Source organism: Micromonospora sp. NPDC048935, from assembly GCF_043197875.1.
In the GTDB taxonomy this organism is placed as follows: Bacteria; Actinomycetota; Actinomycetes; order Mycobacteriales; family Micromonosporaceae; genus Micromonospora.
The window spans coordinates 258,926-275,660 of record NZ_JBICTZ010000002.1 but is presented as its reverse complement, the minus strand read 5'-3'; the positions used below and the strand labels follow the sequence as shown (position 1 = coordinate 275,660).

18 protein-coding genes and 1 pseudogene are annotated in these 16,735 nt (G+C 74.0%); 14 read left to right on the top strand and 5 right to left on the bottom strand.

Going from position 1 to position 16,735, the window contains the following annotated elements; genetic code table 11:
• From ACGFIW_RS07575 to ACGFIW_RS07550, 6 genes are all read left to right on the top strand, one after another.
• Positions 1 to 876 (top strand): PH domain-containing protein, encoded by an 876-nt coding sequence (locus ACGFIW_RS07575; protein WP_357075775.1) that lies wholly within the window; start codon positions 1 to 3, stop codon positions 874 to 876.
• 103 nt (positions 877 to 979) lie between these two features.
• Positions 980 to 1,738 carry a SigE family RNA polymerase sigma factor gene (locus ACGFIW_RS07570; RefSeq protein ID WP_393311702.1) on the top strand — a complete coding sequence of 253 codons (759 nt, stop codon included), beginning with the start codon at positions 980 to 982 and terminating at the stop codon, positions 1,736 to 1,738.
• Positions 1,735 to 2,997: a hypothetical protein gene (locus ACGFIW_RS07565; protein WP_393311700.1), complete on the top strand. Its 1,263-nt coding sequence runs from the start codon at positions 1,735 to 1,737 to the stop codon at positions 2,995 to 2,997. The genes ACGFIW_RS07570 and ACGFIW_RS07565 overlap by 4 nt, the downstream gene beginning before the upstream one ends.
• A gap of 61 nt (positions 2,998 to 3,058) precedes the next feature.
• The gene (locus ACGFIW_RS07560; protein ID WP_393311698.1) at positions 3,059 to 3,931 is read left to right on the top strand and encodes a PHP domain-containing protein; all 873 of its coding nucleotides are present in this window, start codon (positions 3,059 to 3,061) and stop codon (positions 3,929 to 3,931) included.
• Between the two features lie 41 nt (positions 3,932 to 3,972).
• Positions 3,973 to 4,587: a MarC family protein gene (locus tag ACGFIW_RS07555; RefSeq protein WP_393239704.1), complete on the top strand. Its 615-nt coding sequence runs from the start codon at positions 3,973 to 3,975 to the stop codon at positions 4,585 to 4,587.
• A 44-nt stretch (positions 4,588 to 4,631) separates the two neighbouring features.
• Complete coding sequence (locus ACGFIW_RS07550) at positions 4,632 to 5,552, top strand: RecB family exonuclease (RefSeq protein WP_393311696.1); 921 nt, start codon at positions 4,632 to 4,634, stop codon at positions 5,550 to 5,552.
• A gap of 21 nt (positions 5,553 to 5,573) precedes the next feature.
• Here ACGFIW_RS07550 and ACGFIW_RS07545 read toward each other — a convergent pair whose 3' ends face one another.
• Together ACGFIW_RS07545 and ACGFIW_RS07540 are read right to left on the bottom strand one after the other, a co-directional pair.
• Positions 5,574 to 6,437, bottom strand: coding sequence for an oxygenase MpaB family protein (locus ACGFIW_RS07545; RefSeq protein ID WP_393311694.1), 864 nt, complete (start codon positions 6,435 to 6,437; stop codon positions 5,574 to 5,576).
• Between the two features lie 73 nt (positions 6,438 to 6,510).
• Positions 6,511 to 6,936 carry a Fur family transcriptional regulator gene (locus ACGFIW_RS07540; protein ID WP_357075754.1) on the bottom strand — a complete coding sequence of 142 codons (426 nt, stop codon included), beginning with the start codon at positions 6,934 to 6,936 and terminating at the stop codon, positions 6,511 to 6,513.
• Positions 6,937 to 7,138: 202 nt separating this feature from the next.
• Here ACGFIW_RS07540 and ACGFIW_RS07535 point away from each other — a divergent pair, with 202 nt between their 5' ends.
• Positions 7,139 to 7,621 (top strand): DUF2231 domain-containing protein, encoded by a 483-nt coding sequence (locus tag ACGFIW_RS07535; protein ID WP_393311692.1) that lies wholly within the window; start codon positions 7,139 to 7,141, stop codon positions 7,619 to 7,621.
• 19 nt (positions 7,622 to 7,640) lie between these two features.
• Here ACGFIW_RS07535 and ACGFIW_RS07530 read toward each other — a convergent pair whose 3' ends face one another.
• Positions 7,641 to 7,973 (bottom strand): hypothetical protein, encoded by a 333-nt coding sequence (locus tag ACGFIW_RS07530; RefSeq protein WP_393311690.1) that lies wholly within the window; start codon positions 7,971 to 7,973, stop codon positions 7,641 to 7,643.
• 93 nt (positions 7,974 to 8,066) lie between these two features.
• On the opposite strand from ACGFIW_RS07530, the gene ACGFIW_RS07525 reads away from it, so the two are divergent.
• Positions 8,067 to 8,249 carry a hypothetical protein gene (locus tag ACGFIW_RS07525; protein WP_393311688.1) on the top strand — a complete coding sequence of 61 codons (183 nt, stop codon included), beginning with the start codon at positions 8,067 to 8,069 and terminating at the stop codon, positions 8,247 to 8,249.
• A gap of 566 nt (positions 8,250 to 8,815) precedes the next feature.
• Positions 8,816 to 9,055 (top strand): hypothetical protein, encoded by a 240-nt coding sequence (locus ACGFIW_RS07520; RefSeq protein ID WP_393312809.1) that lies wholly within the window; start codon positions 8,816 to 8,818, stop codon positions 9,053 to 9,055.
• Positions 9,056 to 9,117: 62 nt separating this feature from the next.
• On the opposite strand, the pseudogene ACGFIW_RS07515 reads toward ACGFIW_RS07520, so the two are convergent.
• Both ACGFIW_RS07515 and ACGFIW_RS07510 read right to left on the bottom strand, forming a co-directional pair.
• Positions 9,118 to 9,276 (bottom strand): annotated as a pseudogene (locus tag ACGFIW_RS07515) (FmdB family zinc ribbon protein); the annotation flags it as partial.
• Positions 9,273 to 9,950 carry a 5-formyltetrahydrofolate cyclo-ligase gene (locus tag ACGFIW_RS07510; protein ID WP_393311686.1) on the bottom strand — a complete coding sequence of 226 codons (678 nt, stop codon included), beginning with the start codon at positions 9,948 to 9,950 and terminating at the stop codon, positions 9,273 to 9,275. The pseudogene ACGFIW_RS07515 and the gene ACGFIW_RS07510, both read right to left, overlap by 4 nt.
• Before the next feature lie 85 nt (positions 9,951 to 10,035).
• Between ACGFIW_RS07510 and ACGFIW_RS07505 the strand changes: the two genes are divergently transcribed.
• The 5 genes from ACGFIW_RS07505 to ACGFIW_RS07485 all read left to right on the top strand — a co-directional run bounded on the left by ACGFIW_RS07505 (position 10,036) and on the right by ACGFIW_RS07485 (position 16,337).
• Positions 10,036 to 12,336 carry a diguanylate cyclase gene (locus ACGFIW_RS07505; RefSeq protein WP_393311684.1) on the top strand — a complete coding sequence of 767 codons (2,301 nt, stop codon included), beginning with the start codon at positions 10,036 to 10,038 and terminating at the stop codon, positions 12,334 to 12,336.
• Between the two features lie 9 nt (positions 12,337 to 12,345).
• On the top strand, positions 12,346 to 13,308 hold the full coding sequence (locus tag ACGFIW_RS07500; RefSeq protein ID WP_393311682.1) for a UTP--glucose-1-phosphate uridylyltransferase: 963 nt from the start codon (positions 12,346 to 12,348) through the stop codon (positions 13,306 to 13,308).
• The gene (gene glp / locus ACGFIW_RS07495; protein ID WP_357075735.1) at positions 13,305 to 14,618 is read left to right on the top strand and encodes a gephyrin-like molybdotransferase Glp; all 1,314 of its coding nucleotides are present in this window, start codon (positions 13,305 to 13,307) and stop codon (positions 14,616 to 14,618) included. Before ACGFIW_RS07500 ends, glp begins: the two co-directional genes overlap by 4 nt.
• A gap of 106 nt (positions 14,619 to 14,724) precedes the next feature.
• The gene (locus tag ACGFIW_RS07490; RefSeq protein ID WP_393311680.1) at positions 14,725 to 15,375 is read left to right on the top strand and encodes a GNAT family N-acetyltransferase; all 651 of its coding nucleotides are present in this window, start codon (positions 14,725 to 14,727) and stop codon (positions 15,373 to 15,375) included.
• Between the two features lie 179 nt (positions 15,376 to 15,554).
• Complete coding sequence (locus ACGFIW_RS07485; protein ID WP_393311678.1) at positions 15,555 to 16,337, top strand: hypothetical protein; 783 nt, start codon at positions 15,555 to 15,557, stop codon at positions 16,335 to 16,337.
• Positions 16,338 to 16,735: the final 398 nt, after the last annotated feature.

The window sequence follows — 16,735 nt, the reverse complement described above, 5'->3', positions numbered from 1 at the left end:
ATGGGCAGCCCCTCCGGACCACCCTTCGACCCGGACGACCCCGACCGGGAGCGTCGCGAGCGCGACACCGAGCCGATCCCGCGGATCGGGCCTGATGACGGCCCGGGCTACGGGGCCGGGCCCGGCCTGTCCGACGGTCCGTCCCTTTCGGACGACGTCGGCTATGGTGACGGGCCCGGCTATGCCGGCCAGGGTCGGTCGGGTCGAGCGTGGGTTCGTGATCCGGAGGCCGGCTACCAGCAGCCGCAGATCTCCGAGGACGAGCTGGCCGGGTTGCGCGCCGACGCGACAGGTGCGACTCCACGGCGGGTGCTGCCCCTGGAAGACGAGCCCAGCTCGCTCGTCGCCCGCTATCTCTTCCCCACCGAGCGCTACCGGGGTGAGTGGAAGCGGCACTGGATCCACCTCACCAACCCGCTGCTCATCGGCGTCGCGGCGACCTTCGTGCTCGGCTATCTCTCCGGCTTCCTCGCCGGAAACGACGTCGGCGCGCTGACCACCATCGCCGTGCTGCTCTGGTTCGGGGTGATGGGCTGGGTGGCGTGGAAGGTCGCCGACTGGTGGTATGACCGTTTCATCCTGACCAACAAGCGGGTCATGGTGGTCAACGGCATCGTCACCCGGAAGGTGGCCATGATGCCGCTGGTCCGGGTCACCGACATGAAGTACGAGCAGACGCCGACCGGTCGCGCGCTCAACTACGGCACCTTCGTGCTGGAGTCCGCCGGCCAGGAGCAGGCGCTCCGCGAGATCAAGAATCTGCCCAACCCGAACGAGCTCTACCTGCGTGTGGTCGAGGAGATGTACGAGCCGCAGGCGGTCGAGGCCCGGCTCGGCAAGGAGGCCGACGAGGCCAAGGCCGACGACGGGGCGTGAAGGTTTTCGACCGAACATCGGAGCAAGTGCGCACCTTTCGTCATGGACCAGACCGCCTCTGACGTGGCACTCTGCCAGGACGGCCGGGGTGTGGAGGTGGGCGGTGGCGAGCAGGGACTCGTTGGAGGAGCAGTTCCGCGAGTTTGTCGCGGCCCGCTCCGCCGCGCTCCTGCGCACCGCCTATCTGCTCACCGGCGACTGGGCCACGGCCGAGGATCTGCTCCAGACGGCACTGACCAAGACCTACCTGGCGTGGAAGCGGCTCGGGGGGATCGAGGCCGTCGAGCCGTACGCCAGACGTGTGATGGTCAACACATCGACGAGTTGGTGGCGCCGACGCTGGCACGGTGAACGCCCGACCGAGGTGCTGCCGGAGCGGGCCGGTGTCGACGAGATCTCGCAGCAGCTCGACCGGGATCTGCTCTGGAGGCATCTCCGGCAGTTGCCCCACCGGCAGCGGGCGGTGCTGGTGCTCCGCTACTACGAGGACATGTCGGAGGCGCAGACCGCCGCGATGCTGGACATCTCCCCGGGCACGGTGAAGAGCCAGGCGTCCCGGGCGTTGGCCACGCTGCGCCGTCGGATGGGCGCCGACGCACCGGACCTGACCGCCACCGCCGCTCGATCGGCCACGGCGGGCAGCGCCGGTCGGTCGACAGCCGGTGCCGCGCGGTCCGGTGGCTCGGGTGCCCCGAGCGGTCGGGTCCCGGCCGCCGGTGCCGCCGCCGCGCCGACAGCCCGGCGGGCGGTCGACCGGCCCGTGCCCCGTCCGGCCGCGCCGCAGCCGATCGGTCCGCAGGTCGTGCTCCCCTCCGCCCCGGCGGCCGTGCCCGTCGGCACGGGCTCCGGAGAGCCGCAGTGAGCGCTTTTCCCGGCCAGACCGACAACCTGACGGACGGCCCGCGGCGTTCTTACCAGGTGCGGCCGGACGAGCTGGAAGGTGCGGTGCGGGAGACCCTCTCGCACCAGGTCGCCCTTGCCCGCCCACTGGGCGTCGACCCGGCGGGCCAGGCCATCCGCCGCGCGAACCGGATCCGGCGTCGGCGTACCGCCGCTGGGGTCGCCGTCGCGGCGGTCGTCACCGTCCTGCTCAGCGCCGGCATGGCGCGACTCGGTGCCGAGACCGGGCGCGACGGGGCACCCATCGTGGTGATCGGTGATCCGCACCCGTCCGGTCGGCCGATCCCGACGGCCAGTGTCCCCGGCGCCGATCCCGCCCCCGGACCGTCGGCGGCCCTGCTCGGCAGCGAGACGCTTGTCAGCGCCGACGGTCGACGGCTGGTGCTGCCCGACGTCGGGCCGGCCGAACGCGCCCAACTCCTGCCCGGTGGCAACGGTTGGCTCGTGGTCGGCACGCCGACCACCGCCGGCCGCTCCCTCTGGGCGGTGCAGGGCGACGGTCTCGTGCAGGTGCTGCTGGCCGGAGCCGGCCCGATCGTCCTGGCGGCGGACAGCGGCCAGGTCGCCTGGCGGGACGGCAGCGACCTGTTGGTGGCGGGGGTGGTCGGCAACCAGCTCATCGGGGCGGCGCGCACCCCGGCGCCCGCCGGGGCGGTGCCCGTCCGGTTCGTCGGCGACAGCGTGCTGGTCCGACCCGACCCGGCGGAGGCCGGCCACAGTCTGTGGCGGCCCGGCGTGGGGCAGTTGACCGGGGCCGTCGACCGGGAAACCCTCAACTTCTACGGGCGGCTGCCCGACGGGCGACTCGTCGGGCAGATCTCCACGGCCGAGCCGGGCCGGACCTGCCTGGCCCTGCTCGACCCGACACGTCGGCTGAACCCGGTCCAGACCGGCTGCGGGCCGGACCTCGGCCAGGACGGGGTCGGCGAGGTCTCCCCGGACGGGCGGTGGCTGCTGGTGAACGGGCGTGTCGGCGAGGCCAACCGGGCACTGCTTGTCGACCTGCGGCGGCTCGGGCCGAACACGACAGCCGTCGCGGCCGGGCCGCCGATGACCGGCGCGATCGTCTGGAGCGACGAGTCCCACGCCTCCTACCTCGATGGTTCCGGTGCGCTGGTCCGGGTCGACGTCGGCCAGGCGCGGGCAGGAACACCCGCCAGCCCCGCGGCCGTGCCCGGCGTGTCGGCCGGGGACCGGCCGGTCCTGGTGGCCGACTTCTGACCCGAGCGGTCGAGGTGGCCTCCGCGAGTCGGGCTCGGATGTTCCTCGGTAGCGTCGGGCGGTGACCTCGCGTACCGGCTCCGCCCCGCGCATCGACCTGCACACCCACTCCACGGCCAGCGACGGCACGCTGCCCCCGGCTGACCTGGTACGCGCTGCCGCCACGGCGGGGCTGGACGTGCTCGCGATCACCGACCACGACACCACCGCCGGCTGGGCGCCGGCCGTGGACGCGCTACCACCGGGGCTACGCCTGGTCCGGGGCGCGGAGCTGTCCTGTCGTTGGTCCGGCATCCGGCCGGCGGTGCCGCTGCACCTGCTCGCGTACCTGTTCGACCCGGAGCACCCGGAACTGGTGGCCGAGCTGGGCCGGGTGCGGGCCGCCCGGGAGGAGCGCGGCGAACGGATCGTCGCGCTGCTGCGCGCCGACGGCATCGACGTGAGCTGGCCGGACATCCTGGCGGGCGCCGGCGGCGGCACCGTGGGCCGCCCGCACATCGCGCAGGCGTTGATCCGGGCCGGCCTGGTGGGCAGCACCCGGGAGGCGTTCGGCCCGGACTGGCTGGGCGAACGCTACCGACTGCCCAAGGACGACATCGACGTGTTCCGGGCGATCCACCTGGTCCGGTCGGCCGGCGGCGTGCCGGTCTTCGCCCATCCCCGGGCCACCCGGCGTGGCCGGGTGGTGCCCGACGAGTTGATCGCCGAGCTGGCCGCCGCGGGGCTGGCCGGGCTCGAAGCCGACCACGAGGACCACAGCCCGGCCGAACGGGAGCACGTGCGGGCGCTCGCCGCCGAGCTGGGCCTCTTCGTCACCGGCTCGTCGGATTTCCACGGCACCCACAAGACCGTCCAGCTCGGTGCCTTCACGACGGGCGCCGATGCGTACGAGCGGATCGTCGCCGCCGGGGTGACCGAGGTCGCTTCGGGGTGATCCGGGTATTTTGCCCACTGCGGCGCGGCTAGGTTGATCACGTGGATCTGAAGCTGTTCGGCGAGGTCTTCGTGACTCTGCTGGTGATCACCGACCCGCCGGGCATGATGCCGATCTTCCTGGCGCTGACCGGCCCGCTGCCGGCCCGCGACCGTAACCGGGCCGCCTGGCAGGCCGTCACGCTGGCGTTGGGCGTGATCGTGGTCTTCGCGGTGGCGGGTCAGACCCTGCTGGACTACCTGCACGTGGACCTGCCCGCGTTGCAGGCGGCCGGTGGGCTGCTGCTCGTGCTCGTCGCACTGGAGCTGCTCACCGGAAAGACCGACGGCCCGAGCTCGGACGCCACCTCGAACATCGCCCTGGTGCCGCTGGGCACCCCGCTGCTGGCCGGCCCGGGCGCCATCGTGGCGACCATGCTCTTCGTCCAGCAGGCCGACGGGTTCGGCGACTTCACGGCCATCGCCGTGGCGATCCTCGCCGTGATGCTCGCGGTCTGGATCGTCCTCCGCTTCTCCGGCGGCATCGTGAAGATCCTCCGGCCGGGTGGGATCGAGGTGCTGACCAGGATCGCCGGTCTGCTGCTGGCCGCGATCGCCGTGCAGCTCATCGCCGACGCGGTGTTCGCCTTCGTCACCCAGTACGTGAACATGACCTGACCGGCTCCCGCACGGTGTCGGGGGTGGGTGGCAGGATCGCAGGCGTGCGACGATCCTCCTCAGCGGGACGGCCGGCGGCCGGCGGCCGGGCTCCCCGACAGCGCGCCGGCGGCGCCGAGCAGCTTGGCTTCGAGGGCATGCCGGAGCGCCTCTTCGTCTGCACACCGAGCAAACTCGGGGCGTACGCGGACTGCCCACGCCGCTACCGCTATTCCTACGTCGACCGACCGGCCCCGCCCAAGGGCCCGCCGTGGGCGCACAACTCGCTCGGTGCCAGCGTGCACACCGCCCTGAAAAACTGGTATGCGCTGCCTGCCGACCGACGTCGCCCCGAAGCGTTGGCCACCCTGCTCAAGGGCACCTGGGTCCGCGAGGGTTACCGCGACGACGAGCAGGAGCGGGCCGCCTTCCGGCGGGCGCTGAGCTGGTTGGAGGGCTACGTCGAGACGCTGGAGCCGGATGCCGACCCGCTCGGCGTGGAGCGGGTGGTGGCGGTCAAGACCGCCGTGCTGGCGTTCAACGGTCGGGCCGACCGGATCGACGCACGGCCTGGGCCGGAAGGGCCCGAACTGGTCATCGTCGACTACAAGACCGGCCGCACCGGCCTGGACACCGACGACGCCCGGGGTTCGCAGGCGTTGGCGCTCTACGCGTACGCGGCCGAGCGGGTGTTCCGTAAGCCGTGCCGTCGGGTGGAGCTGCATCACCTGCCGACCGGCACGGTCGCCGGCCACGACCACACGGTCGAGTCGCTGGCCCGGCAGTTGACCCGCGCGGAGGAGACGGCCCGCGACATCATGGCCGCCGAACGGGCGGTCGCGGACGGCGCCGACGCGGACGAGGCGTTCCCGGTGGCACCAGGCCCCCGCTGTGGGTGGTGTGACTTCCGGCGGCACTGTCCAACCGGCGCGCAGGTGCCGGGCAAGGAGCCGTGGGCGGCCATGGACCGGCACGTCGAGGGTTGACCTTCGGTCGCGGCGGCCGGGTCAGCCGGCCAGTGGGGTGGCGGCGCGACGCGCGGCCCGCTCCTTGGCGGCCTGGATCAACGGGCCCTCCAGATAACGACGGGGTACGGCGGCGAACGCGAGCCGCAGCGCCCGCACGCTCAGGTCCGCCGAGACCGCCGTGGTGGGCAGGCCGAGCCCGCCGTACATCCGGCGGGCCCAGGCCGGCAGCAGTGCGAAGGCGATGCCGGCGATCCCCAGGTACGCCCAGCGTGGCGGGCCGAGGGTGAGCCCCAACCGGGCCGGCAGGTTGAGCTTCCACGGCAGCGGCGGGGCGGTGAGGAAGAGCGCCGTCTCGGCGGCCTCCCGTGTCATCCGCAACTGTGGGCGGACGGCCCGGTAGTAGTCAGCGACCTCGGCCGCGGTGCCCGGCACGGTGGCCGGGTCCAGACCGACGAGGGCGGCCGAGCGACGCTGTTCGGTGTAGTAGCCGTCCACCTCGTCGTCGCTGAGCGGCAGCCCGGCCCGCCGGGCGGTGCTGAGGAACGACTCGACCTCGGTGACGTGCACCCAGCGCAGCAGGTCGGGCTCGTCGATCCGGAATTCCTCGCCGGTCTGCGGGTCGGTGGCCCGCAGCCGGTCGTGCAGCCGGCGGAGCCGGGCTCCGGCCGTCTGCACCTCGGCGGTGGTCCCGTAGACGGTGGTCGCGACGTAGGTGGCGGTGCGGACGAGGCGACCCCAGGCGTCGGTGCGGTAGTTGCTGTTCTGCGCGACCCCGGCCATCGCCCGGGGGTGCAACGCCTGGAGGTAGAGCGAGCGCAGGCCGGCGACGATCAGGATCGGCTCCTCGTGCACCTTCCACGTGACCGAACCCGGACCGAAGAGGCCGAGGTCATCGGAGTCCACCGCCCAAGAGTGCCACGCGGGGGCCGACCCCGTCGGGCACGTCCCGTCGGTGCCGGCGGCTCGCACGTCGGGCTCACACGTCGGCGGAGCGGCGCGCCCGGCAGCCCGGGCAGAGACCCCAGAAGGTCACTTCCGCCTCGTCCACCTCGAACCCGTGCGACACATTCGGCTCCAGACAGGGTGCGCTGCCCACCGCGCAGTCGATGTCGGCGATCTCGCCGCAGCTCCGGCAGACCACGTGATGGTGGTTGTCGCCGACGCGTGCCTCGTAACGCGCGGGACCACCGGCCGGCTCGATCCGGCGGGACAGCCCGGCCCGGGACAGGGCACCCAGCACGTCGTACACCGCCTGGGTGGAGACCGAGTCGAGGCGTTCCCGGACGCGCCGGCTGATCTCGTCGACCTCCAGGTGGCCTCCGCCGGCCAGCACGTCGAGCACCGCGAGGCGTGGCCGCGTGACACGCAGGCCCTTCGATCGCAGCAGCTCCTCGGCGGACATTGGCCAATGACAGCACGCGCGAACAGCATCGACAACCGTCGCCCGGCTCGGGTGGTCACCGACACAGCCACGACGATCAGGAGCGCGGCCGCCGCGGTGAACCCGATCGACGACGCGCGCGTGTGACCGGTCGAGAGCCTGGGGGCGGCCGGCGGACCGTACGCTGGCCCTCTCCTGACCATGATCCACCTGGAGGGGTTCGATGTTCGAGGAGATCCTGGGTCTACCGGCGCACGTGATGGTGGTCCACGCGGTTGTCGTGTTCGTGCCGCTGCTGGCGGTGCTGGCCATCGCGTACGTGGGGCTGCCGAGGTGGCGGCACCGGCTGGACTGGGCCCTGGGCCTCCTCGCGGTGGCCGCGCCGGTGACCGCGTTCGTGGCCGTCGAGTCGGGTGAGGCGTTCACCGACGCGCTTGTCGCGCGGGGTTTCCAGGGTCAGATCCTGGACCAGATCTTCGAGCACTCCCGCTACGGCGACATCCTGTTCCGCATCGTGGTGCCGCTCGGGATCGTGGCCATCCTCCTGCTGGTGGCGACAAGTGGGCACCCCCGGGTGCCGCGACTGCCGGCGCTCGTCACCCCCGTGCTGGCGGTGGCGGTCGTGGCGCTGGCCATCGCCGCCCTGATCTACGTCTACCTGACCGGCCACAGCGGCGCCGAGGCCGTCTGGGGCACCACCCTCTGACCGTCGGTGAGGGCGTCACTCAGAAGATGATCCGCGAGCAGAGCAGGCAGACCACGACCACCAGCACCACGCCGGCCGCCATACCGAAGCCGTAGGTGACCCGCTGCGAGCGCTGCTCCGCCACGTCCAGGTCGGCCATGTCCTGCGGCGGCAGCCGTCGCGGCGGTGCCGGCTGCACGTGTACGGGTGGTCGCCAACCGCTCGGCGGCGGCACGCTCGGCGGCGGGCCAACATACCCGCTCGCGGGGTTGTCGGTGGACGTGGCGGGGGGCCGGTCGGCCGCCGCGTCGTCACCGGTGCCGGGCCGTCGCCAGTAGGCGTCCGGGTTGCTGCCACCGCTGGGGGTCGTCACGCCGTCCGACGCTACCAACGCGGCAGGCGGCCCGTCCGTTTCCGCACGGCGTGCCACCGTCGGCGACGGTCCGCTGCGCTAGTCTTGCCGATCGTGAGCACCCTCGACCCCGGCACCCCGGCCGTGCGCGGCGACGACGACCGCACCGTCGACCTGAGCGACGACCTCGTGGTGCTGCCCGAGCAGACCTCCGACGACACCGACCGGGGCTGGGGCGAGCGGACGGGCGGTAACGACGACTGGCTGCTCGCCGAACGTCCTCCGCACTGGGGCTGACCGCCCGCCCCCGGTGGTGGGCCCGGCGAAGTTCCGCGCCGTGCCGCGCCGTGCCGCGCCGCGCCGTGCCGCGCCGCGCCGTGCCGCGCCGCGCCGTGCCGCGCCGTGCCGCGCCGTGCCGTGCCGCGCCGTGCCGTGCCGCGCCGTGCCGTGCCGCGCCGTGCCGCGCCGCTCCGTGCTGCCGCCGTCCGCCGTCCGTGCCGCCGCCCGCTGATCAACTCGGGTTCACGGAAACCGGGGTGTCCGCCCAGCTTGGATAGCGCGACTTTCATGAGCCCGAGTCGATCAAGGTCTGGTCGAGGGCGGACAGGCCGATTTTCCGTGAAACCGAGTTGATCAAGGTCTTGCTGCCGACCGAGGCGGAGCGGGTGGGTCAGGACGTGCGGTACCAGGCGCGCAGCTGCTGCCGCGTCGGGACGCGGGGCTGCGGTCCAGGACGCGGAGCTGGCCGTGGGGTCAGGACGTGCGGTACCAGGCGCGCAGCTCCTCCCGCGTCGGGACGCGGGGCTGCGGTCCAGGCGCGGAGCTGGCCGTGGGGTCAGGACGCGGAGCTGGCCGCCGGGGCCTTGCCGCCGCCCGACCCGCTCGACCCGCCGGACGAGGACGAGCCCGACGAGGACGACCCGGACGGCGAGCCCGACGACGACCCGGACGAGGACGAGCCCGACGAGGACGAGCCCGACGACGAGGACGAACCCGACGAGCCGGAGTCGCCACCCGAGGACGAGGACTCGGACTTCGCCGGCTTGCTGGTCGTGCCGCCGGCGGTCGCCTCGGAGCCGGACGCCCGCGAGTCGGTGCGGTAGAAGCCCGAGCCCTTGAAGACGATGCCGACCGAGTTGAAGACCTTGCGCAGCCGCCCCTGACACGCCGGGCACTCGGTCAGCGGCTCGTCAGAGAAGGACTGCACCGCCTCGAGCTGGTGACCGCACGTGGTGCAGGCGTACTGGTACGTGGGCACGTTCTCCTCCGGATCTGGGCTCAGCCAGTTGGCACTCGACGTATTCGAGTGCCAATGGTGCGTCATTCGCCCCGGGTTCGTCCAGCGGACGTGTGGGGCGCGACACCGTGCGGGGCACCCGGGCCGGCGTCAAGCGTACGCACCCCGTCGGCGGGGGTGACGACCGCGCGGACCCGGCGGTCGTGCGGTTCCGCCGGCAGCGCCTCGACCAGCTCCCCGTCGTGCAGGGGCACCACCGTCAGCGTCGCCTCGGGCACCCGGGTGAGTGCCCGGTCGTACGAGCCGCCGCCGCGCCCGAGTCGCCGGCCGAGGCGGTCGACCGCGACAGCCGGTACGACCACCAACTCCGCCTCCGCCACGGCGGCCACCCCGAGGCGGGCACCGGACGGCTCCCGGATACCCCGACCCGCGGCGATCAAGGCCCCCGGCCCGGTATAGGCCGCCCAGTCCAGATCCAGGTCGTCGAGGAGCACCGGCAGCAGCAACTCGGCGTCGGCGGGAAGTGCCGCCCGCAGCACCTCCGGCAGGTCCGCGCCGCCCGGTTCGGAGCCGACCGGCACGTACGCCGTCATCCGGCGCGGGCGCAGCCGGCGTACCAGCGTGACCAGCTCGGCCTGCACGCGCCCGGCGGCGACGGCCCGGGCCGGACCGCTCAGCGACCGGCGGCGGGCGAGCAGCTCGACGCGGGTGTTCCGCTTCGCCGCACGCGTCACTTCCGCTTCATCAGAAAATTCCGCCACGCAACACTCCTGACGCAACGCCTCTCTCACGGTTGCACTGTGTCAGCATCGCAAGCAACGGAGGCGGAACTTCCGGGGGGACCGAGTGACGCTACGCGGGCGGTTGACGGCAGCCTTCCTCGTGGTGGTGCTCGGCCCGGTCCTGCTCGGCGCGCTCTTCGTCGCCTCCACCGTCACCGCCGTCGACCGCAGCCGCTCGACCGAGCGCCTGGCGGTGGCGGCATCCACCGTGCGGACCTCGGTCGACGCGCTCTGCCAGCAGCTCCGGGCCACCGCCGACGTGATGGCCCTCACCGCCGATCCGGCCGTCGCCGCCGCGCAACTGGTCGGCCGGGGCCTGGTGACCGCGGTGCTGATCACCGACGTGGCCGGCCAGGTCACCTACGTCTCGCCCGGCGCGCCGTCGACCCCGTGGCGGGACTGCGCCGGCCCGAGCACGGACGCGACAGGTCCGGTCCGCGCGCTGGCCGCCCACGTCGACCTCCACGACCGCGCCGGCGCCCCGCTGGGCACGGTGACCGCCGCGCAAAGTGTCGACCCGGCCTTCGTGGCCCGGCTGGCGGCGGTGACCGGGGTGGCGGTCACCCTGCTCGACAGCGGAACGAGCGCCGCGGGGGTCACCCACACGACCGAGTCCCGTGAGGTACGCGACGCGGTGCTGGCCGCCGCCAGCACCGCCGACGGCGAGCGGGTGACCGAGACCAGCCAGGGCCGGTACGTGCGCCGGATCGGGCCGTCGGACGCGCAGCCGCTGCCCCTGGTGGTCTCCGTGCCCAGCGAACGACCGCCGGGGCTGTACGCCACGCTGGTCGTGGTGGTCGTGGTGGCCGCGTTGCTCGCCGTGCTGACCGCCTGGCGGCTGGCCCGGGTGACCACCCGACCGTTGATGGAGTTGGCCGGCGCGGTCGACCGGGTGGCACACGGCGACCTGACCGCCCGGGTGCCGGTGCGCAGCCGCGACGAGCTGGGCCGGCTGGCCGCCGCGTTCAACCGGATGACCCGGGAGACCGGCTCCTACGTCTCGGCGTTGACCAGCAACCGCGACCAGCTCCGTGGTCACCTCGCGGTGCTCGGCGACACCCTGGCCAGCACGCACGACCTGCAACGCATCCTGCGGGTGATCCTGCGCAGCGCCATCGGCGCCACCGGCGCGCGTGCCGGCGCGGTGCTGCTGCTGGAGACCGGTGGGGTGCTCGTCGCCCAGTGCACCGAGGGGTTGGACGGGCGCTGGCCGGAGGTGGACGCGGACGGGTCGCCGACGCTCCGGGTGCCGGTGGGCGTCGGCGTGGTCGGCGCCGTCGCCGCCACCGGCGAACCACAGCGGGGCAGGGCCGAGCCGACCGACGCCCCGCCGATCGAGCCACGCTGCCGCACGTACGTGGCGGTCCCGTTCGCGGCCCCGGTGGGTGCCGCCGGATGCGCCGCCGACGAGGCCGGTGTGGCGGCGGCGCTCGGCGTGCTGGCCCTGTACGACCGGTTGGGCGTCGACGAGTTCGACGACGACGACCTGGTCACCCTGCGCACCTTCGCCGGCCACGCGGCGGTGGCGGTCGACAACGTCCGGGTGCACGAGGAGGCGCAGCGGCTCTCCCTCACCGACCCGCTCACCGGGCTGTGGAACTACCGCTACCTGCGCGAGTCGATCCGGCGGGAGGTGGAACGGGCCAGCCGCTTCGGGCGGATGCTCAGCGTCCTCGCCCTGGACCTGGACCGGTTCAAGGACGTCAACGACACGTACGGGCACGCCGCGGGGGACACCGTGCTGGCCGAGTTCGCCAGGCGGGTGCGCGGCGAGATCCGTGAGGTCGACCTGGCCTTCCGGCAGGGCGGTGAGGAGTTCGTGCTGCTGTTGCCGGAGACCGACGCGCGGGGTGCGGCGATCGTGGCCGAGCGGCTCGGCGCGGCGATCCGCGAGACGCCGATCGCCGTCGAGGCGTACGCCGGGCCGGTCGTGGTGACGGTGTCGGTGGGCATCGCCGTCTATCCGGACAACGGCAGCACCGGGCGGGAGGTGCTGGAGGCCGCCGACGACGCGCTCTACGCGGCCAAGGCCGCCGGCCGCGACACGTACCGGGTCGCCGAGGTACGCCCGGAGGCGGCGACGCGGGAGATACCGGTGCTCGCGGGGGCCGTGAGCCCACCCGACGGGCTGCCGCGCGCCGGCCAGCCCGTGCAGGTCAACCGGGAGCCGGGCGGGCCCGCCCGGTCGGAGCCGGCGGTGGGCGTACCGGAGGGGGCGCCCGCGCACGCCTGGCCCGACCCGGCCGACGACCCGGCGGACATCGACGCGGATGCGGCCCGAACCGGGCCGGACGCGGCGCGGCCGGGGTCGGGCGGCGGCGCGTCTTCTGGGCCACACCCGCCGCGGCAGAGCCGTGGCCGATAGTCTCGCGGCATGTCGGAGCACTCAGCGAACCCCTCATCGACGGCCGCCGCGACCGGCCGTCCCCTGGCGGTCAAGGCCGTCATCCCGGCCGCCGGACTGGCCACCCGGTTCCTGCCGGCCACCAAGGCGGTGCCCAAGGAGCTGCTGCCGGTGGTGGACCGGCCGGTGTTGCAGTACATCGTCGAGGAGGCCGCCCAGGCCGGCATCGGTGACGTGTTGCTGATCACCGGTCGGGGTAAGACGTCGATGGTGGACCACTTCGACCGTCGCCCCGACCTGGAGACCAGGCTGGAGGAGAAGGGCGACGCCGAGCGGCTCGCCGCGGTGCGTCGGCCCAGCGAGCTGGCGGAGATCTACACCGTGCGGCAGCCCGAGCAGCTCGGGCTCGGCCACGCCGTCGGGTACGCCGAGTCCCACGTCGGCGACCAGCCCTTCGCGGTGCTGCTCGGCGACGAGTTCGTCAAGCCGTCGGAGCCGCTGCTGCCGGCGATGCTGGAGTTGCAGGCCCGCACCGGCGGTGTGGTGCTCGCGTTCTTCGAGGTCGACCCGGCCGAGACCAAGCGGTACGGCATCGCCTCCGTCGAGCCCGCCGAGGCCGAGCTGACCGACATCGGCGAGGTCGTCAAGGTGACCGGGATGGTGGAGAAGCCGCAGCCGGAGGACGCCCCGAGCAACCTCGCGGTGCTCGGCCGTTACGTGCTGCCCGGCAAGATCTTCGACGCGATCCGGCGGACCAAGCCGGGCAGCGGCGGCGAGATCCAGCTGACCGACGCGATGGAGCTGCTGCGCACCGAGGGCACTCCGGTGCACGCGATCGTCTACCGGGGCACCCGCTACGACACCGGCATGCCGCTGGGCTACCTCCAGACGGTCGTGCAGATCGCCGCCGAGCGCGAGGACCTGGGCGCCGAGTTCCGGTCCTGGCTGGCCGACTTCGTCAAGGCCGACGCGGCAGGCGGATCTGGTACATGACAGCGACGGCCGACGCCGAGGCGGCCGCGAACGAGTTGACGCCGCTCGCCGAGTACCTGGGCAGCGTGCTGCGCAGGTTACGTGCGCTGCCGCCACTCGACCTCGAGCTCACCCAGGCGCACGGCAACGTCCTCGCCGAGGACGTCGTCGCGCCGCACGCCTTCCCGGCCTTCGACCAGGCGGCCGTGGACGGTTATGCGGCACGCTGGGAGGACATTTCCGGAGGGGGCCGGGGCCCGAGCTACGTCCCGGCCCCCTCCGGTACACGCGGTGGCCGGACCATCCGGCTCAACGTGGTCGGCGATCTCGGGGCGGCGAGCTGGCGGCCGGTGCGGCTCACCCCGGGCTCGTGCTTCTCGGTGGCCGCCGGGGCGCCGCTGCCGGTGGCCGCCGACGTCGTGGTGCCGGTGGAGTGGACCGACCAGGGCATGGCCGCGGTGGAGATCTTCCGCACCCCCAAACGGGGGTACGGCGTACGCCGCGCCGGTGAGGAACTGCCCGCCGGCACCCTGCTCGCCCGGGCCGGCACGTACGTGTCCCCGGCCCTGGTCGCGGTCTTCGCCGCCACCGGCATCGGGCACGTGGTGGTCCGGCCCAGCCCGCGGGTGGTCATCGTGGCCACCGGTGACGAACTCGTCGACGTGGGTCGGGGCAGCCAGCCCGGCCAGGTCGTCGACGCGAACTCGCACGCGCTGACCGCCGCCGCGGCCGAGGTGGGCGCACTGGCGTACCGGGTGGGGATCTGCGACGACGACCCGGAGGGGCTGCGTGGGCTGCTGGAGGACCAGACCCTGCGCGCCGACCTCATCCTCACCACCGGGGGCACCGGCACCGGCCCCGGCGACATGGTGCGCCGGATCCTGTCCCGCCGCGAGGGCGGCCGCGCCGGGCCCGTCACGTTCACCGACGTGGCGCTCTATCCCGGCACCGCGCTCGGGTTCGGCACGGTCGGCGCCGAGGAGGTGCCGGTGGTCTGCCTGCCCGGCGACCCGGGCGCCGCGCTGATCGGGTTCGAGGTGCTGGCCCGTCCCGCCATCCAACTGCTCGCCGGCGCCGAGCCGGTGTTCCGTCCCAGCGTGCGGGCGCACCTGCTGGAAACCGTGTCGTCCCCGGCGGGTCTGCGGGAATTCCGACCGGCGCACGTGGCCGAGCGGCGCGGCGGCGGGTACACGGTGCAGCCGCTCAGCGGTGGGCCGTTCACCCTCTCCGGGTTGGCCGAGGCGAACGGGCTGTTGGTGCTCGGTGAGCGGGTCACCACCGCCGCCGCCGGCTCCACCGTGGACGTCCTGCTGCTCGACCGCCGTCGGTGACGGGTTTCCGCCCCGGCCGCTCGCGGTCGGCCTCCACGTCGGGTGGTCGCCGGATCACCGCGGGTCCACTTGCGCAGGACACGGTCCCGCGCGGGAGACTGTGCGGGTGAGTCTCTTCGGTCCCGCGCGGTCACCCGGCTGGCCGGTGGAGTTGGTCGACGGCCCGGTGCTGCTGCGGCCCTACCGGCGCTCCGACGCCGCGGCGTGGTCGGAGATCAGGAGGGCCAACCGGGCCTGGCTGGCGCCCTGGGAGTCGTCGCTGCCCGGCGGTTGGGACGAGCTGAACTCACCTGCCGCGTTTCGTTGGGTGCACCGTGACCAGCGGCGCTCGGCCCGTGCGGGTGACGGGATGCCGTTCGCGGTCTGCCTGCGCGAGGCCGACAGGGACCGGCTGGTCGGGCACATCAACGTGGGCAGCATCGTGCGACGGGCGCTCTGCTCCGGCTACGTCGGCTACTGGGTGGACGCCCGGGTCGCCGGTCAGGGCGTGATCCCGACGGCGCTCGCCCTCGCCGTGGACCACGCGTTCGGTCCCGGCGGACTGCACCGGGTGGAGGTCAACATCCGCCCGGAAAATCGCCCGTCGCGGCGGGTGGTGGAAAAGTTGGGCTTCCGCGAGGAGTCGTACCACGTGCGCTACATGCACATCGACGGAGCATGGCGCGACCACATCGGATACGCGATGACGAGTGAGGAGATCGCCGCCGAGGGTGGCCTGCTGGCCCGCTGGCATCGGGTACGCGCCAACGCCCGGTAGGGGCTGTCCCGCGGACGGGATCGGCGCGGCGTGGCGGCATCCTGGTCGGCGCGCCGTAACCTCAAGTAACTGCAAGCTGCGGCAAGCGCTCCCCGGCCGGACGATCCACGCACCCAGGCGCGATCGGTGGAAGATCCTGCGGTCGGGTGGCGGTTGCTCCGAATTCGGTGACGGGAGGGGTGAGGGTGCCGACCTCGGTGCTCCTCGCCGTCCTCGCCGCCGCCGGCCTGCTCGCCCTGGCCCCGGCGCTGGTTCGCCGGTACGACGCCACCGAGCGGTTGGTGGCGGAGCGGGCGCAGTCGACGGCGCGGGTGCTCCAGCGCCGCCGGCGGCGCCGTACTGTGCCGGGCCGGCGCCCGGTCCACCCTCCGCGCACACTTGTCGTCACCCTGAGCGAGGACGCGACCACCGGAGCGTTGACCGCGCCGGTCTCCGCACCACCGGCCGGTCGCCGCTCCGGTCGCCTGCGCGCCGTGCCACCCGCACCGAAGCGGTCCCGCCGCCGCCCAGCGCCCCGCCGCCAGCACACCCCCGCCGTCTACCGGCGTCGTCGCGTACTCGCCGCTCTGCTGCTGCTCAACGTCGTCGAACTGGTCGGCGTGCTGTTCGCCAGCCCCGGTTTCTGGATCGGCTTCGCGGTCACCTTCCTGCTCCTGGCCGTCTACGTCGTGCACCTGCGCGGTCGCGCCCTCGCCGGGCGTCGCCGCCGCCGCGCCCGGGCCCGGGAGGCCGCCTGGCTGGCCGCCCGGCAGGCCGAGGTGCGCCGGGAACAGGCCCGCCGCGCCGCCGCCCGCCGAGAGGCGCAGCGCCGCCTGGCGGCCCAACGCGAGGGGGTACGCCGAGCCGCGATGGGCCTGGACCGCCCCGGCGACCTGCCGGCGGCGGTCAACGGTGGCTCAGTCTCGTACCGACGGTCCGGCGGGCTACGCGGACGCCCCTACGAGGCCGGCCGAGGAGCCTGACCGCCAACGCCCGGGGTCGTGGCCTGCGTGCGTCTTGGTCGGGTTGGTGGCCGGGGGTCGTGGCCGGCGTCTTGTTCGGGGTCGTGGCCGGCGGCTTGGCTTGCGTCCCGGCCGGCGGCTTGGCCTGCGTCCTGGCCGGCGTCCTGGCCGGCGGCTTGGCCTGCGTCCCGGCCTGCGACTTGGCCTGCGTCCCGGCCGGCGGCTTGGCCTGCGTCCTGCCTTGCGTCCCGGCCTGCGTCCCGGCCTGCGTCCCGGCCTGCGGCTTAGCCTGCGTCCCGGCCTGCGTCCCGGCCTGCGGCTTGGCCTGCGTCCCGGCCTGCGGCTTGGCCTGCGTCCCGGCCTGCGGCTTGGCCTGCGTCCCGGCCTGCGGCTTGGCCTGCGTCCCGGCCTGCGGCTTG